The sequence below is a fragment of the Rhizobium sp. RU35A genome (assembly GCF_900156005.1).
In the GTDB taxonomy this organism is placed as follows: domain Bacteria; phylum Pseudomonadota; class Alphaproteobacteria; order Rhizobiales; family Rhizobiaceae; genus Neorhizobium; species Neorhizobium straminoryzae.
Map to the genome: position 1 here is coordinate 1 of NZ_FTMR01000006.1, position 22,380 is coordinate 22,380.

The following is a 22,380-nucleotide window of genomic DNA, read 5'->3' on the forward strand; positions in this document are numbered from 1 at the left end:
CTAACCCGCCAGAACAAGAGACACCGTCGCCAGCAGCGCCGCCGCCCTCGTTGATGAACCGGCTTATACGAGCCACCACACAAAGCGTCAATCCGCAATCGCAAAAAATCGGAAAGAAAATCACAACACACTGATTACAAAAGAAAATTCCAAAATCACCCCAAAACCAAACGCAAGCAGTCCCAAAATACCCAAAGCGCCAAGGGGAAAACGAGCGCATGCCGAGGAGCCGAGGTGGATGCGGAAGCCGCCGCTCACCCTGCCGCGACATTTCCACATTCCCTCTCTAGACGTCGTTGTTGATTGCCATGCAATCGGCCGTTTCGGGGAGCGGCGGGGGAAAGCTTGGCCCGCCGGGTTTGACTCCCGCGCGTGAATTCGGCACATCTTCGCGCTCAAGATCATGACGGCAAGGCAACAGGGGATGATACGACAGGAATGACGACGTCTCGCAGCATCTTGCCCTCCCTGGGGAACGAGGCGCCGATCCTGGCCGATGGGCGACGGGCGCCCGACCGGCGCGAGATTTCGCTGCGCTGGCTGTCAGGCACATTCCTCACCGGCATCACGTCGTCCGTCCTGATGGGTGTCGCCCTGTTTGCTGCACTCGACGGACGCCAGCAGCTGGCCATACCGGCCGAAGCCTATGCCACGCTTCCCGTACATAGTGACAGCGACAGCGTCTCGCGCGGTCGACGGCTGCTGCCCAGCAATGTGATCGCCATGCCCACCGACCGCAAAGTGCTGGAAGTGGCCACGATGGTGAAGGAGGGCGCCAAGGAAGTGCTGCGCCGCCAGCCTTTCTCGCATGTGAAGATGACGCTTGCGGCCAATCATGTGCCGCAGGAAAGCTATCCCCCCTTCGATCCGCTAACAGTGTTTTCCAGCGGCGACAATGACGGCGCGGCAGACAAGCCCAGCACCGGCATCATCTATGGCTCCGCGATCGAATCCGAGGTCAGCCTGCAGACGGGCGCTTTCCCCACCTCCGATGCCAAGTTGCCCTTTGCGCCCGGCATGACGCAGGACGAAGTCGAGGAAAACGTGCGCACCAACGGATCGGTGCTGACAGATGGCACCACGCAGATTTCCGCCCTCACCTATGTCGATCCTCAGCGGTTCGAGGGCAATGACGACGTGATGCCGATGATCGCGCCACCCTCTGCCCGAGTGGTGGAGGAAAACATGTCGGTGACCGCACCCGAACCGGTAACACCGAATACCCGCGACTATGCAGAGGATGTCATTCCAGTCCGCCAGCCGATGGAGATGGCGGCCTCGATGGTGGCCGTCGGCTATCCGAAGACACAGGCCGACGATATTGCCGGCGTTCTCGGACGCGAAACCGGCGGGACCGCCCTGCAGGAGGGCGACGTCGTACGCATCGGCCTGATCCAGGAAGGCGAGATGGTCTCGATCTTCCGCGCCAGTCTCTACCGGCGTGGCCAGCATGTCGGGACGATTGCGCTGGATGACAAGGGCCACTTCGTGCATGGCGCCGAACCGATCCATCTCGATGCTGTCGACAGCGCCTTTTCCGAGGACACGCCGGTCATGCTGTCGGGCCGCGAACTGCCGAGCGTCTACGACGGCATCTACCGCGCGGCCCTCTCCTACGGCATGACGAACGACATGACGGCAACCATGGTGAAGCTGCTCGCAAGCACCGTGGACCTGCAGGCGCAGCTGAAGCCGTCGGATACGATCGAGGCCTTCTTCTCTGCCGCCAACGAGCAGGGGCGCGCGGGGCCGAATTCCGAACTGCTCTACGTGAATGCCCGCTTCGGCGACACGATGATCCGCTTCTACAGGTTCCAGAATCCCGAAGACAATTCGGTCGATTATTTCGACCAGGACGGCAAGAGCGTGCGGCAGTTCCTGCTGCGTAATCCGGTTCCGAATGGGCGCCTCACCTCCGGCTTCGGCATGCGCCGACACCCGATCCTCGGCTATTCGCGCATGCATACGGGCACGGACTGGGCAGCGCCCCGCGGCACGCCGATCATCGCGACGGGCAACGGTATCGTGGAACGCACCGGCTGGGCCTCCGGCTACGGCAACCAGACGATCATCCGCCACGCCAATGGCTACGAAACCTCCTACAATCACCAGAGCGCGATCGCCAAGGGCATCCGCGACGGCGCGCGCATAACGCAGGGCCAGGTGATTGGCTATGTCGGCTCGACCGGTTCCTCCACCGGCACGCACCTGCATTACGAGCTGATCGTGAACGGCACCAAGGTGGATTCGATGAAGGTGCGCCTGCCGGGTGGCAAGTCGCTGACGGGCAATGCACTGGCGCGCTTCCAGGAGGAGCGCAAGCGGATCGATACGCTGCTGACCGCCAAGGACACCGACCAGGTGGCGAGCCGCTGACCGGCATCATCCCTCAGCCTTCGACGATCAGACTTCCTGCATCAGCATCGAGACGGGCCATGGCCCCAAGCCGTACGCTTTGTGCCCGCATTCCGTGCCCGAACGGCAAACCGCCCAGCACCGGCACGCCGAGACGATACAGATGGTCGCGGACAAGATCGACGATCTTTTCCGCCTTCTCCGGCGACTTCAGCGTAAACTGCCCGACAGCAATGCCTGCGACACCGGCGAGATGGCCGCCCTTGGCAAGCAGGGTAAGCATGCGGTCGGTAAGGCCCGGCATGCAATCGACCGCCTCCAGCAGCAGGATCGCGCCGCGTAGATCCGGCAGCGCCCAGCCGGCCGTGGTGGCCAGTGTTTCGAGATTGCCGCCGATCAGCGGGCCGGATGCCGTTCCCGTCGTGGTCAGCCGGAAGGTCGGCTCCTCCGGTCTTGCGGCATAGGAAATCGCCTCGTTGCCGAACAGGATCTGGTGCAGGATGTCTGCATTGTCAGGCTCGAGAGCACCCGCACTGTCGCCATAGAGCGCACCATGAACGCCGCCCAGGCCGGTTTCACGCAGGATGGCCATGTGCAGAGCGGTGATATCGCTGAAGCCGATCAAAGGTTTTGGATCGCGGCGGATCGCCTCGAAATCCAGCCGATCGGCAATACGGTAGGAGCCGCGACCGCCACGGGTGGCAAAGACGGCGCGGATCTCGGGGTCGCGCAGCGCATCGTCGAGATCGGCCAGCCGCTGGTCATCGGTTCCGGCAAACCAGCCGTGCTCGACAAAAGCGTGCGGGCCATACTCGACGTCAAGCCCCCAGGCCTCAAGACTGGCTGCCCGCGCCAGAACCGCATCGCGATCGGGCGTGCTGGCCGGCGAGACGAACCGGACGCGATCTCCTGACCTCAATCGGGCAAAGCGCGTCCGGTAATCCGTCTCCATCATGCGGTCGCCCCCGTTGAATGAAACAGAAAGGGCCGCCGATGTGGCGGCCCCTCCGGGAAACATCAGGCAGCTTCGGCGACCGCCTTCCTGACGTAGAAGAGCAGTCGGTCCGAGCCCGCCGACACCTTGACGGTGGAAGCGTCAGGCACCTGCCCGCCCAGGATCTGTTCGGCGAGAGGATCCTGCACGAATTTCTGGATGACACGCTTCAGCGGGCGTGCCCCATAGACCGGATCGTAGCCCTTGTCGGCCAGCCATTCCCGTGCATCCGCTTCCAGTTCCAGCGTGATCTTGCGATCAGCCAGAAGCTGCAACAGGCGTACCATCTGGATATCGACAATGGCCCCCATCTCGCTGCGGGCAAGACGATGGAACAGGATGATCTCGTCGACGCGGTTCAGGAATTCCGGACGGAACGAGGCCTTCACCACATCCATCACCTGCTCGCGCACCTGGTCCACATCCTGGCCTTCACCGAGATTGGTCAGATATTCGGCCCCGAGATTCGAGGTCATGATGATGATGGTGTTCTTGAAGTCCACCGTACGACCCTGACCGTCCGTCAGGCGGCCGTCATCCAGCACCTGCAGCAGAACGTTGAACACGTCCGGATGCGCCTTCTCGATCTCGTCGAACAACACGACCTGATAGGGCTTGCGACGGATCGCCTCCGTCAGAGCACCACCTTCGTCATAACCGACATAGCCGGGAGGCGCGCCGATCAGACGCGAGACCGAGTGCTTCTCCATGTATTCCGACATGTCGAGCCGCACCATGGCCGTTTCGTCGTCAAAGAGGAAGCGGGCCAGCGACTTCGTCAGCTCCGTCTTGCCGACGCCGGTCGGACCGAGGAAGATGAACGAGCCGATCGGCCGGTTCGGATCCTGCAAGCCGGCGCGCGAACGGCGCACGGCGCGCGAGACGGCCTGCACCGCATCGCCCTGCCCGACGACCGACTTCGCCAGTTCGTCTTCCATACGCAGCAGCTTGTCGCGTTCGCCTTCCAGCATCTTGTCGACCGGAATGCCGGTCCAGCGGGAGACGACATGCGCAATCGCATCCGGCGTGACCACCTCCTGCACCATGGACGAGGCGGAATTATCCCGCTCTTCGGCTTCCTTCAGCGCCTTTTCGAGGTTCGGAATGACGCCATAGGTCAGTTCGCCGGCACGCTGATATTCCCCCTTGCGCTGGGCAATCGCCAGATCGTTTCGGGCTTCGTCCAGCTGGCGCTTGAGGTCTGCGGCAAGGCCGAGCTTCTGCTTTTCCGCCTGCCAGCGAGCCGTCAGGGCATCGGCCTGTTCTTCCAGCGAGGTCAGTTCGCCTTCAAGACGGGCCAGCCGGTCGGCGGAGGCCGTGTCGGTTTCCTTCTTCAGCGCTTCGCGCTCGATCTTCAGCTGGATGATGCGACGGTCGAGTTCGTCCAGTTCCTCGGGCTTGGAATCCACCTGCATGCGCAGCCGCGATGCCGCTTCGTCCATCAGGTCGATGGCCTTGTCCGGCAGGAAGCGGTCGGTGATGTAGCGGTTGGACAGCGTCGCGGCCGCCACCAGCGCGGAATCGGAGATCCGCACCTTGTGGTGCTGCTCGTACTTCTCCTTGAGCCCGCGCAGGATGGAGATCGTATCCTCGACGGTCGGCTCCTCCACCATCACCGGCTGGAAGCGACGGGCGAGCGCCGGATCCTTTTCCACATGCTTGCGATATTCATCAAGCGTGGTCGCCCCGACGCAGTGGAGTTCGCCGCGGGCAAGCGCCGGTTTCAGCAGGTTGGAGGCATCCATGGCGCCATCGGCCTTGCCGGCACCGACCAGCGTGTGCATCTCGTCGATGAACAGGATGATCTCGCCATTTTCCGACTGTACTTCGGAAAGAACGCTCTTCAGGCGCTCTTCGAACTCGCCGCGATATTTCGCGCCGGCAATCAGCGCGCCCATGTCGAGCGCCATCAGCCGCTTGTCCTTCAGGCTCTCCGGTACGTCACCATTGACAATGCGCAGCGCAAGGCCTTCGGCGATCGCCGTCTTGCCGACACCGGGCTCGCCGATCAGCACGGGGTTGTTCTTGGTGCGACGCGACAGAACCTGGATCGTTCGGCGGATCTCGTCGTCGCGGCCGATCACCGGGTCGAGCCTGCCCTCGCGGGCTTCCGCTGTCAGATCACGGGCGAATTTCTTCAGCGCGTCAAAGCCCTGTTCGGCATTGGCGCTGTCGGCCGTGCGACCCTTGCGGATGTCGTTGATGACCTGGTTGAGGCCCTGCGCCGAGACGCCGGCCTTCTTCAGGCTGGCGGATGTCGAGGCGGAGCTTTCGATGGCAAGCGCCAGAAGCAGCCGTTCGACGGTAACAAAACTGTCGCCGGCCTTCTTGGCAGCCTCTTCCGCCGTCGAAAACACCTTGGCCAGCGGCTGCGCCAGGTAGACCTGCCCATTGCCACCGGACACTTTCGGCAGCTTGGCAAGGGCGGCATCATTGGCAAGCCGCGCTTCCTTGGCATTGCCGCCGGCCCGCTCGATCAGCGAAGCGGCCATACCCTGGTCGTCATCCAGCAGAACCTTCAGCACATGCTCGGGCGTGAACTGCTGGTGCCCTTCGGAGAGCGCATAGGTCTGAGCCGATTGCAGGAAACCGCGAACCCGCTCCGAATATTTCTCGATGTTCATCCGTAACCTCCTTGGATCGCCCTGCCCTCATAAGGCACAGGCCGACAATTGGGATTGAGCTCCCTCAAAGGCGAGCCCCGATCTCCGGCCGAAACCGGAGATGCATTCTGACCGAGATATGGGAGGCGCATTTTTGGGTTTAAAGACCGGACAGAGAAAAACCCCGGCCGCTGGGACCGGGGCTTGATGCGTGTCAATTGGTGAGCCGGAAAGGCTTATTCCGAGGTGGCTTCGGCCATGGCAGGCGCTGCATCGGAAGCGCCGGCTTCGCCTTCGCCGGCCGTTTCGCCACGGCGCGGGCGGCGCGGGCGGGTGCCGGCATTGCGACGGCGCGGCTGCCGCTCGCGCGGGGCCGCCCCTTCCTCTTCCATGGCAACCTCGGCAGGCGTGCCTTCAATCACCGGCTGGGGGCCGGTTCCATCGATGACGGGCGCGTCTTCCGCCACCACTTCGGGCACCGGCTGCGGAGCCGGACGCTCGCGGCGCTGATGCTGCTGGGGCTGGTGTTGCGGCTGATGCTGAACCGGCTGCGGCTGTGCGGCAACGGTTTCATCGGCATCGCCCATCTCCATCTCGTCGCCATCCCGATCGTTGTAATCCTGACGATCGTCGCGCTGGAAGCGCTCCTGCATCTGTGCCTGGGCGGCGGCGATGATGCGATTGTAATGCTCGGCGTGCTGGAGATAGTTTTCCGCCATCACACGGTCACCGGCGCTTTGCGCATCACGGGCCAGGGCGGAATATTTTTCGGCAATATGCTGGGCAGTGCCGCGGATCTTCACATCGGGGCCGGAACTGTCGTAGGTCCGGGTCAGTGGGTTGGAACCCTTTCGGTTGAAATTGTTACCGCCACCATTGTTATTGTTGTTGTTATTATTGCCGCGCCCCCGACCACGCTTGTTCTGCTGTCCTGGCCTCATCGATTTTTCACCTGAATTCTCTGTGCTTTGCTGATTAAGGGCCACGCGGCCATGCGGCTACCCGCCGAAACAAGGCTTCACGTGCCGCGGACAGGTGAGATCCATCCATCCCTGCCGCATGTGAAAGTCAGTTTTCTGATGCACGCACTGGGTAAATTTCAACCCTGGAAGCCTTCCTGGAAAGGCTGCTGTCCGGTTGAGCTTAACCTGAACGAATCTCCGTTCATTCTCAGCCGCCCATTGCGTGCCCGCAACCTATCCCGCTTCATTGCCGAATCCAAGCCTTTTCTTTCGCTGTTGCAAAAAGGGCGTAAGCTTCGGGCGAGTCACGGATTTTTCCGCGTGAACACCAGCACGCGGTCCTGTCCTCCATAGTCGCGGAAGGCGTCTGTCAAAGTATAACCGGCATCGGAAAAGAGAGCGGTCACCGTCTGCTTCTGATCGAAGCCGATCTCCAGACCGATCCATCCGTCCTCTTCGAGAAAGTTGTCGATACCGCCGGCAATCGCCCTGTAGGCATCAAGACCGTCCGGTCCGCCGTCCAGGGCCAGCATCGGATCGTAGCGGCGGACATCCGGATCGAGTTCTGCAATCACGTCCCGAGTGATATAGGGCGGATTTGACACGATTATGTCGAAACGCCCCACGAGCCGATCAAACCAGCGACTTTCTACCGTGGAAAATCGCTCTGCGACATCATTGAGGTCAGCATTGCGGCGGGCCGTTTCAAGGGCACCCGACGAAAGATCGACGCCAACGGCCTGCAATTCCGGAATCTCCTTGAGCAGGGCAAGCGCAATCGCGCCAGTCCCCGTGCCAAGGTCAAGAAGGCGGGCGCTGCCCTTGCGCGCGATGAGCTGCCGCGCGGGCAAAAGCATGGCCTCCACCAGGATTTCGGTATCGGGCCTCGGTTCCAGCGTTTCCGGCGACAAGGTGAGGCGCACGCCGTAGAAATCACGCGCGCCGAGAATGCGGTGCACCGGCTCCCGCGCGATGCGCCGGGCAAGGGCGGCCTCGATGCGCACCCGGTCCGCGGCGTCGACGACACGGTCGCCGCGCAGCAAAAGCTCGGTCGGCGACAGATCGAGAAGTCCGGCGACCAGCACGCGGGCATCGGTGGCGGCATCGGCAAGCCCGGCTTCGGCCAGCCGCGCGCGGCAGAGCGCCAGAACGGCCGACAGCGTTTCGTTCACGCCTGCTCTCCCAGCTGCGCCAGCTGCCCGGCCTGGAAATCGGCGATCAACGCGTCGACCACCTCGTCGATCTCGCCCTCCATCATCCGGTCCAGCTTGTAAAGGGTGAGGTTGATGCGGTGGTCGGTCACGCGACCCTGCGGAAAATTATAGGTGCGGATGCGCTCGGAGCGGTCGCCAGAGCCGACCTGGCTCTTGCGGTCGGCGGAGCGTTCGCTGTCGGCCTTCTGTCGCTCGATGTCATAGAGGCGTGAGCGCAGCACCTGAAGGGCCTTGGCTCGGTTCTGGTGCTGCGACTTTTCCGAGCTGGTGACGATGAGACCGGTCGGCAGATGAGTGATGCGCACCGCCGAATCCGTGGTGTTGACGTGCTGTCCGCCGGCGCCGGACGAGCGCATCGTATCGATGCGGATGTCTTCCGGGCGAATCTCGATGTCGATCTCCTCGGCTTCTGGCAGCACGGCGACGGTGGCGGCAGAGGTGTGGATGCGTCCACCCGCTTCCGTTTCCGGCACGCGCTGCACGCGGTGCACGCCGGATTCGAACTTCAGCTTGGAGAATACGCCGCGGCCAGTGATCGTCGCGATGATTTCCTTGTAGCCGCCCGCCTCGCCTTCGCTGGCCGACAGCACCTCCACCTTCCAGCCCTTGGTGGAGGAATAGCGCTCGTACATGCGAAACAGGTCGCCGGCGAACAGCGCGGCCTCGTTGCCGCCTGTGCCGGCGCGAATTTCCAGGATGGCGCTCTTCTCGTCGGCCGCATCCTTCGGCAGGAGCAGGACCTGCATGTCCTTTTCCAGCGCCTCGATCCGCTCCTCCGCCTCCGGCAGCTCCAGTTCGGCGAGATCGCGCATCTCGCGGTCGGTGGTTCGATCGTCCAGCAGGGTCCGCAGGTCTGAAACCTCGGAGAGTGCCTTCTCGTAGTCCCGGATCTTGCGCACCAGCGGCTGAAGCTCGGAATATTCGGAGGCGAGCTTCACATAGACATCCGCCGACGGGCCTTCGGACATGCGCGCCTCAATCTCGCCGAAGCGGCGCTCCAGTTCACGCATCTTGTCGACAGGAAGCTTCGCCACCCTTGTTTACTCCAGTACTCGTCTTGTTAGGCCGCTGCCGGCACGAGGCCGGCGCGTGGGCGCCATCTTCTGTTTCTTGGCCCGACTTTGAGGACGCGCGGTGTACCGCGCTAGATCGGGATGTTGTGGCCTGCGGCAAACGACACCAGCATCTCACGCACCGATGCGTTGGAGCGGGTATCGTCCAGCATCGCATTCAGCTCCGCAGCGAGCTGGCCGGCATCGAGACCGAGCAACATGGCCTTGACCGGACCGATCGCCGTCGGGGTCATCGAAACCGACCGGAAGCCGAGCGCGATCAACGCCATCGCGGACAAGGGCTTACCAGCCATTTCGCCGCACAGTGTCAGCGGTGTCCTGTTGCGCTCGGCGGCCCGCACGATGTCGCGCAGGATTCGCAGGAACGGCTTGCCCAGAATGTCGAAGCGGTCGGACACGCGGGCATTGCCACGATCCACCGCCATCGAGAACTGGAACAGGTCGTTCGAGCCGACGGAGACGAAATCGACCTCCGTCATGAGTTCGTCCAGCTGCCACAGCAGGGCCGGCACTTCCAGCATCGCGCCGAACTGCAGCTTGCGCGGCAGCGAATGGCCGAACTTCGACAGATGCTGAACTTCCTTCTGCATCAGGTCGCGCACCGCATGGATTTCAGCAACCTCTGTCACCATCGGCAGCATCATCTTCAATTCGGAACCCGCGGAGGCGCGCAGCAGCGCACGCAACTGCGTGCGCAACAGGCCCGGCCGGTCGAGCGCCAGGCGGATCGCCCGCCAGCCAAGCGCCGGGTTTTCTTCTTCCTGCGCCCGGAAATAGGAGACCACCTTGTCGCCACCGATATCAAGCGTGCGGAAAGTCACCGGCCGGCCGGCAGTCTGGCGCAGCACATTGCGATAGAACGCCTCCTGCTCCTCGAGTTTCGGCATCGTGGAGGCGATCATGAACTGCAGTTCGGTGCGGAACAGGCCGATGCCATCGGCCCCCGATTCCACCAGCTGCGGCAGGTCCACCATCAGGCCGGCATTCATCATCAGGCTAATGCGCTGGCCGTCCTTCGTCACCGAATCGACATCGCGCAGGGCGCGGAACTGTTCCTGACGGCGGGCGCGCAGGCGCACCTTTTCTTCATAAGCCTTCACCATGTCGGCCACGGGCCGCAGGTGCACCTGGCCGTCGTCGCCATCGATGATGACAGGATCGCGGTTTTCGGCGAGCGCCACGATGCCCGCCGCCTGGCCGATGACCGGAATGCCCATGGCGCGCGCCACGATCACCACATGGCTGGTGACGGCACCGTCTTCCAGAACGAGACCGCGAATATTGGCACGCGGATAGTCGAGAAGCTCGGCGGCCCCCATCGCGCGGGCAAAGATCACCGCATCGGTCGGAAAACCCTCGTCGAAGGCACGGCCGGAAAAGCCGGTCAACTGACGCAGCAGCCGGTTGGCAAGATCGTCGAAATCATGCATCCGCTCGCGCAGATAGGGATCGGTCAGGCGCATCATGCGCGCCTTGGTGTCGCTCTGCACCTTCTCGACCGCCGCTTCCGCCGTCAGGCCATTGCGGATCGCCTCTTCCATGCGCCGCACCCAGCCCTGGTCGTGGGCGAACATGCGGTAGGTTTCCAGCACCTCGCGATGCTCGCCTTCCTGGGCAACCTCGCGGCGCGACAGCATGTCGTCGATCGACAGGCGCAGCGAGCCGATCGCTTCGGCAAGACGGATGATTTCCTTTTCGGCATCATCGTTCAGCAGGTTGGTGACGACGATGCGCGGCTCGTGCAGCACCACATGGCCGAGCCCGATGCCTTCATTGTAGCCGTCCGCCTCGATGGTGATCGAGCGCGTCAGGTCGAGTTCCAGTCCCGGCTGGGTGATCTTCTTGAGTTCCCCGGTCGCGATCATTTCGGCGATCACCATGGCGGTGGTTTCCATCGCCTCTACCTCGTCTTCGCGGTAGTTGCGCTGCGCCTTGTTCTGAACGACGAGAACGCCCAAAGTGCGACCGGCCCGGAGGATCGGCACACCGAGGAAGGAATGATAGATCTCCTCGCCCGTCTCCGGCAGGTAGCGGAAGGCGGGATGCGCCTGGGCATCGGAGAGATTGAGCGGCTGGGCGGAAGCGGCGATCGTGCCGACGAGACCCTGGCCCATCTTGAGCTGCGCAAGGTGCACGGCGCCCTTGTTCAGACCTTCGGTGGCATACAGTTCCAGCACGCCATCGGATCGCAGCACGTAGACCGAGCAGACCTCGGCCACCATGTTGCTGGCAATCTGGCTCACGATCCGGTCGAGCCGCTCCTGCGGCTCCAGCGGCTCGGCCATCAATTCCCGCAGTCGCTTCAGCAAGACACGCGGGCCCGCCGACAGGTCTCTCATCGGCATGTTCGCTCCCGAATTCAACTCTGCCCATCCGGAAGACGGTGCGTCGCCCCAAAACGAAGCGACGCAGCGAACCGGTTTAAACTCAACTCTTATCGAGACCGTAGGCAGAATGCAAAGTCCGAACTGCAAGTTCGGAATAAGCACCGTCAATCAGCACGGAAATCTTGATTTCCGACGTGGTGATGGCCTTGATGTTGATGCCTTTTTCGGCAAGTGCCTTGAAAGCGGTCGCAGCCACGCCCGCATGGCTGCGCATGCCGATGCCGACGACGGAGACCTTGCAGAGGCCCGTCTCGTTCTGGGCCACATCGAAACCGATCTTGTCCTTGTTGTCGGCGAGAACCTTCATGGCCTTTTCGACATCGCCAAACGGCACGGTGAAGGTCATGTCGGTCTTGGAACCATCCTCCGAGATGTTCTGGACGATCATGTCGACATTGATGTGGGATTCGGCCAGCGGTCCGAAGATGGCGGCGGAAACGCCCGGCCGGTCGGAAACGCGACGCAGCGAGATTTGCGCTTCATCCTTGGCATAGGCGATACCGGTGACGACTTCCTGTTCCACGATTTCTTCCTCGTCGCAAATCAACGTGCCGGGCGGGTTGATGAGGTCACCCATGCCCGGCGCATCGGGATCCTCGAAACTGGAGCGGACGAAGGTGCGCACCTTGTGCACCATGGCAAGTTCCACGGAACGGACCTGCAGCACCTTGGCGCCGAGGGATGCCATTTCCAGCATTTCCTCGAACGAAATCTTCTTCATGCGGCGTGCCTTGGGCACGATGCGCGGATCGGTCGTGTAGACGCCATCCACATCGGTATAGATGTCGCAGCGATCAGCCTTGACGGCGGCAGCAATCGCGACCGCCGAGGTGTCGGAGCCGCCACGGCCAAGCGTCGCGATGCGGTTGTCGGGTCCAAGCCCCTGGAAACCGGCAACGACGGCCACCTGGCCTTCGCCCATGCGGCGGATGATTTCCGTGCCGTCGATGTCGAGGATACGGGCCGCGCCATGCGCGTTGTCGGTGCGGATCGGGATCTGCCAGCCCTGCCAGGAGCGGGCATTGATGCCCATGGACTGCAGGGCGATCGCCAGGAGACCGGAGGTTACCTGTTCGCCGGAGGCGACGACGGCATCGTATTCGCGCGCATCGTAGAAGGGCGAGCTTGCGCTGGCAGCCTTCGGCGTATCCTGCACCCAGCCCACGAGTTCGTTGGTCTTGCCGGACATGGCGGAGACGACCACGGCCACTTCATGGCCGGCATCCACCTCACGTTTCACATGGCGCGCAACATTATGAATACGTTCAAGATTGGCGACCGAAGTGCCGCCGAACTTCATGACAATGCGAGCCATATCCGACCAAAACCACCCTATCGCGCGCCCGAACCCGTGGCGGGCGCCGCTCTGAAAACAGCAAGCCCCTGCCCGCCGGGCAGATCTTGCGGCGTCCTCTTATCGAAAAGGGGGGGCGGGTGCAATGGAAAAGCCGGTGACCGGAACAGACGGGCCGGGGCGATGAACCCCGGCCCTCAAGGCGTCAAGAGTGGGAGCCGATCACTGCCCCGGCAGCGGGCATGGGTTATCCTGCGTGCAGCGATAAGCAGGAACCGGACCTTCCAGGTAACGGGGCTGCGGGCGGCGATCATCATAGCGATAGCGATCGTCATAGCGGCCGCTGTCCGGCTGGCGTGGCCGCTCGTCGTAGCGATAGCGATTGTCCATGCCGTAACGGTCTTCATAGCGATAACGACCGTCGTCGCGGTAACGGTTCGGATCGTTGATCGGGTCGTCACGACGGCTGTCATAGCGCGGCGGCGGCGGCGGGGGCGGTGGAGCCGCATCGCGACGGTAATCCCAGTCCCGCCAGCGATCACGCTCGCGATAGAAGTCGCGGTGGCTGTAGTAGCGACGCCAGTAGGTGTCGACATCGAAGGTGATCGTGGGAATGCCGAGCGGGCGGTAATACTGGCGATCCACATAAACCCGGTTCTGGCGGTAGGTCGCCTGAATATACGTGCCCGAGACCCAACCGCGGCCGCGCGAAAAGGTGACGTCGCACCAGTTCACGCTGTCGAGGCAGCCATTGATGACGATCGGCGCGCCACGCGGAACGACCACGACCGCCGGATAGCGCGTGCTGGGGCCGGAGCGCATGTTCACATCGGCGGTGGCGTAACCATTGGCGGCCGCCGCCGCAATGGAGGGTGACAGAAGCAACAATCCGGTTGCCAATGCCTTCAATACTTGACGTTTCACAGGTTCCTCCTGGAAATGCTTTCCTTGACGCAATGTCCCTTCAAGAAACAGAGACCGTGCGGAATTTGGTTTTTTTAAGTCCCGCAGGCAGCCGACCACGTGATCTGCCACCGTCTTCTGCTGCGTAGCAACACAATCATGAACACAAGCTGACAAAGCGCGAGGCCGGCCGTGTTTGTGCCGCCGCGACATGATGGCAGACTTGACAAGTCGCGCCCATGAGCCGACTTCACGACAACGAAGACAGGGAGCCCGATCATGACCAACGCGTCCCCCACGACGATTGACCAGAGCGAAGTGGATCGCTTTTCCGCGATGGCTGCGGAATGGTGGAGCCCGACCGGCAAGTTCCGTCCCCTGCACAAGTTCAACCCGGTGCGCCTGTCCTATATCCGTGACCGCGTCTGCGCAAATTTCGGCCGCGATCCGAAGAGCCACCGTCCGTTCGAAGGTCTTCGCTTCCTCGATATCGGCTGCGGGGGCGGCCTGCTCTCCGAACCGATGGCCCGCATGGGGGCAGAGGTCGTTGGCGCCGACCCATCGGAGAAGAACATCGGCATCGCCCAGACACATGCCCGCGAAAGCGGCGTCAGCGTCGATTACCGGGCCGTGAGCGCCGAGCAGCTGGCAGAGGCCGGTGAAACCTTCGACGTGATCCTCAACATGGAGGTGGTCGAGCATGTGGCGGACGTGAACCTGTTCATCTCCACCTGCACGCAGATGGTGCGCCCCGGCGGCCTGATGTTCGTCGCCACCATCAACCGCACCTTCAAGGCCAATGCGCTTGCGATCTTTGCGGCGGAAAACATCCTGCGCTGGCTGCCGAAGGGCACACACAGCTATGACAAGCTGGTGCGCCCGGACGAGCTTGAGCGGCCGCTGTCAGCTGGCGGTCTCGAGATCATCGATCGCACCGGCGTCTTCTACAATGTCCTGCAGGATCGCTGGAACCTGTCGCGCGACATGGACGTGAACTACATGATGCTGGCCAAGCGGCCAGCCTGACGTTCGATCCCGGCCGGACAGGAGCTTAATTGGCATCGTCCGGCAGCACCGGCAGCGGCGCCACCTCGATGCCCTCATCGATCAGGTCGCGCACCTCGGAGAGGCTGGCCTGGCCGATGATGCCGCGCTGATCCGCTTCTCCGTAATGGATCTTGCGGGCTTCTTCCGGAAAGCGTTCGCCCACATCCTCGGCATTGGCCTTGATGCTGGCGACCATTTCCTTCAGCTTGCTCATCATCTCCTGTCGGGCGAGATCCATTGCCACCTGCTGGCGGGCTTCCTGTTTGCGCGCAGTGGAAACCGATGGAGCCATCAGCCCCTTGCTGATGGAAGCGGAATGGCAGACGGGGCAGGTGAGAAATCCCATCTCCACCTGCCGGTCGAAATCCGCGCTGCCGGAAAACCAGCCTTCGAACTCGTGCGCGTTGTCGCAGATGAGCGAATACCGGATCACGCCTCAGCCCTTCCGGTGGAGGTGACACAGTCCAGCGTGAAATCGCGGCTGTTCTTCAGATTCGGGATCTTGGCGCGGGCGGCCTGAACGTCGGCGATGTCAATATCGGCCAGCAGAACCGCCTCCCCGGCACCGCCCGCCTCGGCCAGAATGCGGCCCCAGGGATCGATGATCATCGAGTGACCGTAGGTTTCGCGCCCATCCTCATGCACGCCGCCCTGGGCGGCAGCGATCAGGAAGGCGCCGTTTTCGATGGCACGTGCCCTCAGCAGGATTTCCCAATGCGCCTCGCCCGTCTGGCGGGTGAAGGCGGCCGGCACCGTCAGGATCTCGGCCCCCGCCATGGCTTCCGTGCGAAAGATCTGCGGGAAGCGCACGTCATAGCAGATGGCAAAGCCCAGCCGACCGAAGGGCAGATCGGCCACGCGGGCGCAGGAGCCCGGCTCGTAGGCCGCGCTTTCGCGCCAGCTCTCGCCATTGTCGAGATCGACGTCGAACATGTGGATCTTGTCATAGACGCAGATGCGCTGGCCGTCTGGTCCAAACAGGAAGCCGCGATTGGCCATCTTCTCGTCGCCGCGCGCAATCGCCGTCGAACCGACATGCACGAAGATGCCAAGCTCGCGCGCAAGCGCTGCGGCCCGGGCGACGATCACATCGCTGGCCTCATCGGCCAGCACGGCCTTGAGCGCGGGGCGGTTGCGCTGCAGAGCCCCCGTCATTTCCGGCGTCTGGACATAGGTGGCGCCGGCAGCGGCGGCCTTACGCACCAGCCCCTCCATGGCATCCGCATTCTTCTGCGGATCGACGCCCGAACACATCTGGACCGCGGCAACCTTCACCATCGTCTCTGCCTCTCAGGCCGCCAGAAGCGGATCCAGCTTGCCGTCGCGATCCAGTGCGTGGATGTCGTCGCAGCCGCCGACATGCTCCCCGTTGATGAAGATCTGCGGGAAGGTGGTGCGACCATTCGCCTTGTCGATCATCTCCTGGCGCAACGGCTGCGAGAAGGTTGCATCATGCTCCGTGAACGTGACGCCCTTGGCGGTGAGAAGCGCCTTGGCGCGGGCGCAGTAACCGCACATCTGGCGGGTATAGATGACGACTTCAGCCATGAAAATCTCCGTGACGGACCGCACGAAAGGGTCTTGCAGGCGGCCCTGATACGCCTTGTCATATAGGCTCGGCAAGAGCCATTGCAAAGGTCAAAACCGTGACATCCGCGGCGCCCGCCCGCTTCAGGGCGCGGGCGGCGGCCGAGACCGTGGCGCCGGTGGTGAACACGTCATCCACGAGCACAAGACGGCGACCGAACACGCGGTCCTCCTGCCCCTTCGCCACGCGAAAGGCGGCGCGCACATTCTCCTCCCGCCCGCGCGCCGTCAGCCCCACCTGACGGCTGGTGCGCTTCCTGCGCACAAGCGTACCGGAGAGCATGGGCTTGCCGGACTGGTGCGCGAGATGCCGGCCGAGCTCGGCTGCCTGGTTGAAGCGGCGCGCCATCATGCGCGTCCAATGCAGCGGCACAGGCAGGATCGCATCACAGGCCTCGAGTTCGGCGCGCCCGGCGCGCCACATCCAGGCCGCCATCATCAACGCAAGGTCGGTGCGGTCGCGATATTTCAGGCCATGCACCAGATGGCGTGCCGGCCCCTCATGCAGGGCGACCGCCCGCAGGCGGTCGAAGACCGGCGGCTCGGCAATGGCCAGTGCAGACACCATGCCCTCACCCGGATCTTTCGCAAAGGGTATGCCAAGGATGTCGCAATAGGGCCGTTCAATGAAGCGCATGCGGCTCCAGCAGGTGCCGCACAACGCCCGATGGGCTGCCATCCTAACCCCGCAGGCAGCGCAGCAGGGCGGGTAGAGCACGTCGAGAACAGGTCGCAGCAGAACCGCCGGCGAAAACCGCGCGCGCCTCACCTCGAATTTGTCGCTTGCATCCCCCATGTCTTGACTTTAGCCGCAGGCAAGCGCCCATGCGACCCGCAAATCTGATGGAATCGACGCGATGGATCTCCTTTTCGACCTGCCTCTTGTCACCGCACGGCGGGAACGGGCCATGGCCCGGGCCGTGCCCGGCACAGACTTCCTGCTCGATGTGGCGGCCCGCGAACTTGCCGAACGGCTGGCAGTGGTCGAGCGACAGTTCGACGAGGCCGTCGAACTGCATGGTGGCGGCGGCAATGCCGCGCGCCTCGCGATGGCGACGGGCAAGATCGGGCACCTCACCCGTTACGAGACCTCTGCGGTTTTCGGAGAAGCAGTATCGCTGGCCGCGCTGGAAGACGTGCCGCTGGCCGAGCAATCGGCCAACCTGATTTTGTCGCCACTCTCGCTGCATCTCACCAATGATACGCCGGGCATGCTGATCCGCATCCGCCGGGCGCTGAAGCCGGACGGCCTGCTGCTGGCAGCCATTCCCGGCGCAGGCACGCTCGCCGAACTGCGCGATGTTCTGCTGGCGGCCGAGGCGGACATCCTCGGCGGCGCAAGCCCGCGCGTCATCCCCTTTGCGGACGTGCGCGATATCGGTGGCCTGCTGCAGCGCGCGGGCTTCGCACTGCCTGTCATCGACCAGGAAAACTATACCGTCCGCTATGACACGCTGTTTCACCTGATGCGGGATCTCAAGGCCATGGGCATGGCCAATCCGCTGATCGGGCGCAACAACAGGCCGCTCACCCGCGCCTTCTTCGTGCGTGCGGCGGAACTGTATGCGGAGCGCTATTCCGATCCCGATGGCAGGATCCGCGCTACCTTTTCGATTGTCTACGCCTCCGGCTGGGCGCCGCACGAAAGCCAGCAGAAACCCCTGAAGCCGGGCTCGGCCAGGATGCGGCTGGCGGACGCCCTCAAGCTGGACGGGACGGGCGAGGCGAAGTAGACCTCGCGCATCCCTGCCAGAGATTACTGGCCGGGCACTGCGTCCGACAGGATGGCGAATGTCGATTGCAATGCATCGGTAAACGTGCCGAGGCCGGCAATCAGCGCCACCGACACAAGAGCGACGATCAGGCCATATTCCATGGCCGTAGCGCCAGAACGGTCGCGAAGAAAGCGGATGAACTCTGACATGACGTTTCCTTCGCGCCGACAGTGGCGGGTCGCTGCCAATCTCAGCAGGGATTGCCGGACTCGAAGCCCTGGATGACACAAACGGCGCCCGGTGTCGGCTGCAGCACGCTCCGGCGGATCGTATAGTGCTTGCTGCCCTGTTCCTCGGACTTGATCGAACCGGTGGTGATCAAATCGAACTCTTCCTGGACATGCGCCATGTGCTGGCTGTCCTGTCGCTTGGCGAGCATGGGGGTGACGATCAACGAAAGGGCGATCGCGGCCGTGCCGAACAGCAGGGCGACATTCAGCGCGCCGGTCCTGCCGGTTTTGCCGAGCGTCTGCTGCTGGGTACGGACAGTCTTCCAGAATTCCTCATCCATGGGAGCCTCGTTACGCAATACATGATCGATGCCGCATATTGTCCCAATCGGTTAAAGGATCTGTTAACGTCGTTTGGAGAGGCACACCGATTTTGCAGAAGCTGTGGATAAATGGCCACGCCCGGCGGGCGCGACTAAAGAAGATCCTGCAGGAAGGGGATCAGCGGCTCGTCGGCCGGCGGCATCGGATAGTCGCGCAGGTTTGCGGGACGCACCCATTTCAGCGCCTGCCCTTCCCGCCCTGCCGGAATGCCCTCGAACCGGCGGCAGACATAAAGCGGCATCAGCAGGTGGAAGGTCTCGTAGGTGTGGCTGGCGAAGGTGAGCGGTGCAAGGCACGGCACGCGCGTGGCGATGCCAAGCTCCTCCTCCAGTTCGCGCACCAGGGTTTCCTCGGGCGTCTCGCCCGGCTCCACCTTGCCGCCCGGAAACTCCCAGAGCCCCGCAAGGCTTTTGCCTTCAGGACGCTGGGCGAGGAGGATGCGACCATCGGCATCGACCAGCGCGCAGGCTGCCACCAGAACGATCTTGCGCTCCCCCCCGCTCATGCCCGCGTCTCCTGGCGCCAGTAGTGATACCGGTAGACCTCGCGGAAGCCGAAACGGTGGTAGAGCGAAAGCGCCGATGCGTTCGATGCATCCACCTGCAGCCAGGCCGTGCGGGCGCCGCTGATGCGAGCCCAGCGCAGCGCAGCCGTCAGCATCTCGGTGCCGAGCCCCTGCCGGCGGCGATCAGGCGCCACGGCAAAGGATAGAATTCCGGCAAGATCATTGTCCTGAACGCACAGCATGGCCGCCAGCGGCCCATTGCCCGGATCTTCCGCGATGAAGAGGCCAGTCGGCGGCTTGATGGCGGAGAGAATTTCCGCAAGCGCCGGCTTGATGGCCGGATCTTCCTCGTGCACGGCAAGCGAGGCATCGATATAGCGGCCGATATCGTGGCTCGGCAGATGGCTGATCGTATCGGGCAGTTCCAGTCCGGCGAGATCCGCCGTCATGACGTTGACCGTTTCGAACGGTGCCCAGCCATCGGCGCGCAGGGCCTCCAGCAGTGGCTGCGGCGCAAGCGGTGTCTCGCGCACCAGAAGCGGACGTCCGTAATGTTCGAACCGCTTGCGCGCCTTCTCGATGCGGATCGCGGCGTCCCGGTAATCCGAGGGATCGAGCGGCACCACGCAGTTCAGCCGCTTGGAGGGATGGCCGCCGGTCAACCGCACCTGCCAGCTGCCGTCATAGACGACGGAAGCCGCCGGCCAGGCGCGGAACCCCACGGCTTCCAGGCGCCGGACAAGCGGAAGATTGCCGTGGGGAGAAATTGCCTGCATCAAACGGTCAGCTCCGATAGTCACCATTGATGGCGACATATTCCTTCGTCAGGTCGCATGTCCAGACCGTTGCCGTGCCATGGCCCAGACCAATGTCAGCACGGATGACGATATCCTGCTTTTCCATGACGGCAGTGGTCGCCTCTTCAGAGTAATCCGGATCCCGTTCGCCGTTGACGGCAACCCGCACATCCCCAAACCAGATCGCCAGGCGGTCACGGTCGGCCATTTCGCCGGACTTGCCGACAGCCATGACGACGCGACCCCAGTTGGCATCTTCGCCGGCAACGGCGGTCTTCACCAGCGGCGAATTGGCGACCGACAGCGCGATGCGCTTGGCGGCCGCGTCGCTTTCGGCGCCGGTCACGGTGACCTCCACCATCTTGCGGGCGCCTTCGCCATCGCGCACCACCTGCAGGGCGAGATCCTTCAGAAGGTCATTCAACGCAGCACGGAAGCCGGAAAGCTGCGGATCATCAGCACTTTCCACCTTCACCTGACCATCGGCGGCGGCCTTGCCGGTCGCAAACAGCAGCAGCGTGTCGGAGGTCGAGGTGTCGCTGTCGACGGTAACGGAGTTGAAGCTCGGGCCGACCCCTTCAGACAGCAGCGCCTGCAGGGCGGCCGGCGCAATGTCGGCATCGGTCGCCACGAAGGAAAGCATCGTCGCCATGTCCGGCGCGATCATGCCGGCACCCTTGGCAATGCCATTGATCGTCACCGTCACGCCGCCGATCTCGGCGGTGCGGGTCGCGACCTTCGGATAGGTATCCGTGGTCATGATCGCCTTGGCCGCCTCCAGCCAGAAATCGCCAGTGGCGGAACCGTGCATGTCGCCCAGCACGCCGGCGAATTTCGTCGCATCGAGCGGTTCGCCGATGACGCCGGTCGAGGCGAGATAAACCTCGTCCATGCCGCAGCCGACGGCGTCCGACGCGGAGCGCGCCGTCAGGTCCGTCGCGGCCTTGCCTTTCACGCCCGTGAAGGCGTTCGCATTGCCCGAATTGACGACGACCGCGCGGGCGCGGCCGGTGGGCAGGTTGGCGCGGCAGAAGTCCACCGGCGCAGACGGGCACTTCGAGCGGGTGAACACGCCGGCCACCGCGGCCGGTTCATCGAACACCATCAACAGCACGTCGGTGCGGTTCTTGTACTTGATGCCGGCGGCTGCCGTTGCCATGCGCACGCCGCGCAGCACGGGCATGTCGGGATAGGATTTCGGAGCAAGAGGAGAGACGGTGGCGGACATATGCTTCAGACCCGGATAAAGAAAGGCCCGCAGACGCGGGCCCGGTTGCCGATGTGACGAGCGGATTATTCGCCCTTGGTCAGCGCTTCGTAGCCCTTGCTGAGCGCAGGGTCGACGATCTCGACCTTCTGGTCCTTCTTCGCGTCGTCAATGATCTGAGAATACTTCTCCTGCATGACGATCTGGCGAACCTGCGGCTCGACCTGGTCGAAGGCCGGCGGCTGGGCGTCGCGCTTGTCTTCCACCTTGATCACGTGCCAGCCGAACTGCGACTTGACCGGGGTCTTGGTGTACTGGCCCTTCTGCAGGGCAAAGGCTGCTTCCTCGAATTCAGGAACCATGCGGCCCTTGGTGAAGTAACCGAGATCGCCACCATCGGACTTGCTGGTGTCTTCCGACTTTTCCTTGGCCAGCTCCACGAAGTCCTTGCCGGCGTCGAGCTGCTTGATGATGTCCTTGGCCTCTTCCTCGGTCTTCACCAGGATGTGGCGGGCATGCACTTCCTCTTCCTTCGGCATGGCTGCGACTTCCTTGTCGTAGCGAGCCTTGACTTCTTCCGGCTTCAGCTTGTCGAACTGGTCGCGCAGGTAGGCGTTGTGCAGTTCGCGCTCCTGAAGATAGGCCATGCGCTTCTTGAAATCGTCGCTGTTCTGCAGGCCGGCGGCCTCGGCCTTCTTGGAGACGAGCTTGATGTCGATGATCTGCGAGAGGGCTGCGACCTTCTTCTGTTCGTCGGGAAGCTGCTGATACTGCTGGCTGAGATTGGCCATCGCGGTATCCAGGTCGGACTGGTGGATTTCCACGCCGCCAACCTTGGCGACGACAGCGTCGTCGGCGGCAAAGGCCGGCACCTGCAGGAACACAACCGCGGCCACGGCGGCAGTCACGAGGAACTTATGACGAAACATCAGGAACTACCTTTCGAAATGGGCGCCGGCCTCGGCCTCCGAGACCGGCTGGAACACGTCCACAAACACCGGATTATGGCCATTCTGTAACGGCGGCAACCGTTGACATCATTCGACCCCCCTCTTATCTGTCACGCTACTTCGCGTCCAGAAGAGTTTCCGGGCGGGTCTTCACTTTTGCCTGTGTAAAACCG

General features: G+C 63.1%; 21 protein-coding genes. 3 read left to right on the top strand and 18 right to left on the bottom strand.

Annotation, left to right across the window (positions count from 1 at the left end):
* Positions 1 to 438: 438 nt before the first annotated feature.
* On the top strand, positions 439 to 2,376 hold the full coding sequence (locus F3H95_RS14215; protein ID WP_149746508.1) for a M23 family metallopeptidase: 1,938 nt from the start codon (positions 439 to 441) through the stop codon (positions 2,374 to 2,376).
* 13 nt (positions 2,377 to 2,389) lie between these two features.
* On the opposite strand, the gene F3H95_RS14220 is transcribed toward F3H95_RS14215, so the two are convergent.
* The 8 genes from F3H95_RS14220 to F3H95_RS14255 all read right to left on the bottom strand — a co-directional run bounded on the left by F3H95_RS14220 (position 2,390) and on the right by F3H95_RS14255 (position 13,806).
* Positions 2,390 to 3,310, bottom strand: a complete 921-nt coding sequence (locus F3H95_RS14220; protein WP_149746509.1) for an LD-carboxypeptidase — start codon at positions 3,308 to 3,310, stop codon at positions 2,390 to 2,392.
* 62 nt (positions 3,311 to 3,372) lie between these two features.
* Positions 3,373 to 5,973 carry an ATP-dependent chaperone ClpB gene (gene clpB, locus F3H95_RS14225; RefSeq protein ID WP_143126851.1) on the bottom strand — a complete coding sequence of 867 codons (2,601 nt, stop codon included), beginning with the start codon at positions 5,971 to 5,973 and terminating at the stop codon, positions 3,373 to 3,375.
* A 215-nt stretch (positions 5,974 to 6,188) separates the two neighbouring features.
* On the bottom strand, positions 6,189 to 6,893 hold the full coding sequence (locus F3H95_RS14230; protein WP_143126850.1) for a DUF4167 domain-containing protein: 705 nt from the start codon (positions 6,891 to 6,893) through the stop codon (positions 6,189 to 6,191).
* Between the two features lie 326 nt (positions 6,894 to 7,219).
* Complete coding sequence (prmC, locus tag F3H95_RS14235; RefSeq protein ID WP_149746510.1) at positions 7,220 to 8,086, bottom strand: peptide chain release factor N(5)-glutamine methyltransferase; 867 nt, start codon at positions 8,084 to 8,086, stop codon at positions 7,220 to 7,222.
* On the bottom strand, positions 8,083 to 9,162 hold the full coding sequence (prfA, locus tag F3H95_RS14240) for a peptide chain release factor 1 (RefSeq protein ID WP_149746511.1): 1,080 nt from the start codon (positions 9,160 to 9,162) through the stop codon (positions 8,083 to 8,085). Before prfA ends, prmC begins: the two co-directional genes overlap by 4 nt.
* A 110-nt stretch (positions 9,163 to 9,272) precedes the next feature.
* Positions 9,273 to 11,540: a phosphoenolpyruvate--protein phosphotransferase gene (ptsP, locus tag F3H95_RS14245; RefSeq protein ID WP_143126854.1), complete on the bottom strand. Its 2,268-nt coding sequence runs from the start codon at positions 11,538 to 11,540 to the stop codon at positions 9,273 to 9,275.
* Between the two features lie 88 nt (positions 11,541 to 11,628).
* Positions 11,629 to 12,903 (bottom strand): aspartate kinase, encoded by a 1,275-nt coding sequence (locus F3H95_RS14250; RefSeq protein ID WP_143126847.1) that lies wholly within the window; start codon positions 12,901 to 12,903, stop codon positions 11,629 to 11,631.
* A 201-nt stretch (positions 12,904 to 13,104) separates the two neighbouring features.
* Positions 13,105 to 13,806, bottom strand: a complete 702-nt coding sequence (locus F3H95_RS14255; protein ID WP_143126846.1) for an SH3 domain-containing protein — start codon at positions 13,804 to 13,806, stop codon at positions 13,105 to 13,107.
* A 258-nt stretch (positions 13,807 to 14,064) separates the two neighbouring features.
* On the opposite strand from F3H95_RS14255, the gene ubiG reads away from it, so the two are divergent.
* Complete coding sequence (gene ubiG, locus F3H95_RS14260; protein ID WP_143126845.1) at positions 14,065 to 14,811, top strand: bifunctional 2-polyprenyl-6-hydroxyphenol methylase/3-demethylubiquinol 3-O-methyltransferase UbiG; 747 nt, start codon at positions 14,065 to 14,067, stop codon at positions 14,809 to 14,811.
* Between the two features lie 25 nt (positions 14,812 to 14,836).
* Here the strand turns inward: ubiG and F3H95_RS14265 are convergent, their stop codons facing one another.
* From F3H95_RS14265 to F3H95_RS14280, 4 genes are read right to left on the bottom strand one after another with little or no spacing between them, the layout of a single operon-like run.
* Entirely contained in the window at positions 14,837 to 15,265 is a 429-nt protein-coding gene (locus tag F3H95_RS14265; protein ID WP_149746512.1) for a DUF1178 family protein, read from the bottom strand.
* Positions 15,262 to 16,110 carry a carbon-nitrogen hydrolase family protein gene (locus F3H95_RS14270; RefSeq protein ID WP_149746513.1) on the bottom strand — a complete coding sequence of 283 codons (849 nt, stop codon included), beginning with the start codon at positions 16,108 to 16,110 and terminating at the stop codon, positions 15,262 to 15,264. The genes F3H95_RS14265 and F3H95_RS14270 overlap by 4 nt, the downstream gene beginning before the upstream one ends.
* A gap of 12 nt (positions 16,111 to 16,122) precedes the next feature.
* Entirely contained in the window at positions 16,123 to 16,380 is a 258-nt protein-coding gene (gene grxC / locus F3H95_RS14275) for a glutaredoxin 3 (protein ID WP_149746514.1), read from the bottom strand.
* A 58-nt stretch (positions 16,381 to 16,438) separates the two neighbouring features.
* Positions 16,439 to 17,215, bottom strand: coding sequence for a ComF family protein (locus F3H95_RS14280; RefSeq protein ID WP_149746515.1), 777 nt, complete (start codon positions 17,213 to 17,215; stop codon positions 16,439 to 16,441).
* A 61-nt stretch (positions 17,216 to 17,276) separates the two neighbouring features.
* On the opposite strand from F3H95_RS14280, the gene F3H95_RS14285 reads away from it, so the two are divergent.
* Positions 17,277 to 18,152: a methyltransferase domain-containing protein gene (locus tag F3H95_RS14285; RefSeq protein WP_143126840.1), complete on the top strand. Its 876-nt coding sequence runs from the start codon at positions 17,277 to 17,279 to the stop codon at positions 18,150 to 18,152.
* A 23-nt stretch (positions 18,153 to 18,175) separates the two neighbouring features.
* On the opposite strand, the gene F3H95_RS14290 is transcribed toward F3H95_RS14285, so the two are convergent.
* The 6 genes from F3H95_RS14290 to F3H95_RS14315 all read right to left on the bottom strand — a co-directional run bounded on the left by F3H95_RS14290 (position 18,176) and on the right by F3H95_RS14315 (position 22,186).
* Entirely contained in the window at positions 18,176 to 18,343 is a 168-nt protein-coding gene (locus F3H95_RS14290; protein ID WP_149746516.1) for a Flp family type IVb pilin, read from the bottom strand.
* A gap of 41 nt (positions 18,344 to 18,384) precedes the next feature.
* Positions 18,385 to 18,705 (bottom strand): hypothetical protein, encoded by a 321-nt coding sequence (locus F3H95_RS14295; RefSeq protein ID WP_143126838.1) that lies wholly within the window; start codon positions 18,703 to 18,705, stop codon positions 18,385 to 18,387.
* Positions 18,706 to 18,839: 134 nt separating this feature from the next.
* On the bottom strand, positions 18,840 to 19,253 hold the full coding sequence (gene mutT / locus F3H95_RS14300) for an 8-oxo-dGTP diphosphatase MutT (protein WP_149746517.1): 414 nt from the start codon (positions 19,251 to 19,253) through the stop codon (positions 18,840 to 18,842).
* Positions 19,250 to 20,056, bottom strand: a complete 807-nt coding sequence (locus F3H95_RS14305; protein WP_149746518.1) for a GNAT family N-acetyltransferase — start codon at positions 20,054 to 20,056, stop codon at positions 19,250 to 19,252. Before F3H95_RS14305 ends, mutT begins: the two co-directional genes overlap by 4 nt.
* Positions 20,037 to 21,278 carry a bifunctional glutamate N-acetyltransferase/amino-acid acetyltransferase ArgJ gene (gene argJ, locus F3H95_RS14310; protein WP_149746519.1) on the bottom strand — a complete coding sequence of 414 codons (1,242 nt, stop codon included), beginning with the start codon at positions 21,276 to 21,278 and terminating at the stop codon, positions 20,037 to 20,039. The genes F3H95_RS14305 and argJ overlap by 20 nt, the downstream gene beginning before the upstream one ends.
* A gap of 65 nt (positions 21,279 to 21,343) precedes the next feature.
* Entirely contained in the window at positions 21,344 to 22,186 is an 843-nt protein-coding gene (locus tag F3H95_RS14315) for a peptidylprolyl isomerase (protein ID WP_149746520.1), read from the bottom strand.
* Between the last annotated feature and the right edge of the window lie 194 nt (positions 22,187 to 22,380).

Coding starts and splice junctions, on each gene's coding strand:
- F3H95_RS14215 (WP_149746508.1), top strand. CDS start 439: ATGACGACGTCTCGCAGCATCTTGCCCTCCCTGGGGAACGAGGCGCCG.
- F3H95_RS14220 (WP_149746509.1), bottom strand. CDS start 3,310: ATGATGGAGACGGATTACCGGACGCGCTTTGCCCGATTGAGGTCAGGA.
- clpB (WP_143126851.1), bottom strand. CDS start 5,973: ATGAACATCGAGAAATATTCGGAGCGGGTTCGCGGTTTCCTGCAATCG.
- F3H95_RS14230 (WP_143126850.1), bottom strand. CDS start 6,893: ATGAGGCCAGGACAGCAGAACAAGCGTGGTCGGGGGCGCGGCAATAAT.
- ptsP (WP_143126854.1), bottom strand. CDS start 11,540: ATGAGAGACCTGTCGGCGGGCCCGCGTGTCTTGCTGAAGCGACTGCGG.
- F3H95_RS14250 (WP_143126847.1), bottom strand. CDS start 12,903: ATGGCTCGCATTGTCATGAAGTTCGGCGGCACTTCGGTCGCCAATCTT.
- ubiG (WP_143126845.1), top strand. CDS start 14,065: ATGACCAACGCGTCCCCCACGACGATTGACCAGAGCGAAGTGGATCGC.
- F3H95_RS14270 (WP_149746513.1), bottom strand. CDS start 16,110: ATGGTGAAGGTTGCCGCGGTCCAGATGTGTTCGGGCGTCGATCCGCAG.
- grxC (WP_149746514.1), bottom strand. CDS start 16,380: ATGGCTGAAGTCGTCATCTATACCCGCCAGATGTGCGGTTACTGCGCC.
- F3H95_RS14280 (WP_149746515.1), bottom strand. CDS start 17,215: ATGGGGGATGCAAGCGACAAATTCGAGGTGAGGCGCGCGCGGTTTTCG.
- F3H95_RS14285 (WP_143126840.1), top strand. CDS start 17,277: ATGGATCTCCTTTTCGACCTGCCTCTTGTCACCGCACGGCGGGAACGG.
- F3H95_RS14290 (WP_149746516.1), bottom strand. CDS start 18,343: ATGTCAGAGTTCATCCGCTTTCTTCGCGACCGTTCTGGCGCTACGGCC.
- F3H95_RS14295 (WP_143126838.1), bottom strand. CDS start 18,705: ATGGATGAGGAATTCTGGAAGACTGTCCGTACCCAGCAGCAGACGCTC.
- mutT (WP_149746517.1), bottom strand. CDS start 19,253: ATGAGCGGGGGGGAGCGCAAGATCGTTCTGGTGGCAGCCTGCGCGCTG.
- F3H95_RS14305 (WP_149746518.1), bottom strand. CDS start 20,056: ATGGTGACTATCGGAGCTGACCGTTTGATGCAGGCAATTTCTCCCCAC.
- argJ (WP_149746519.1), bottom strand. CDS start 21,278: ATGTCCGCCACCGTCTCTCCTCTTGCTCCGAAATCCTATCCCGACATG.
- F3H95_RS14315 (WP_149746520.1), bottom strand. CDS start 22,186: ATGTTTCGTCATAAGTTCCTCGTGACTGCCGCCGTGGCCGCGGTTGTG.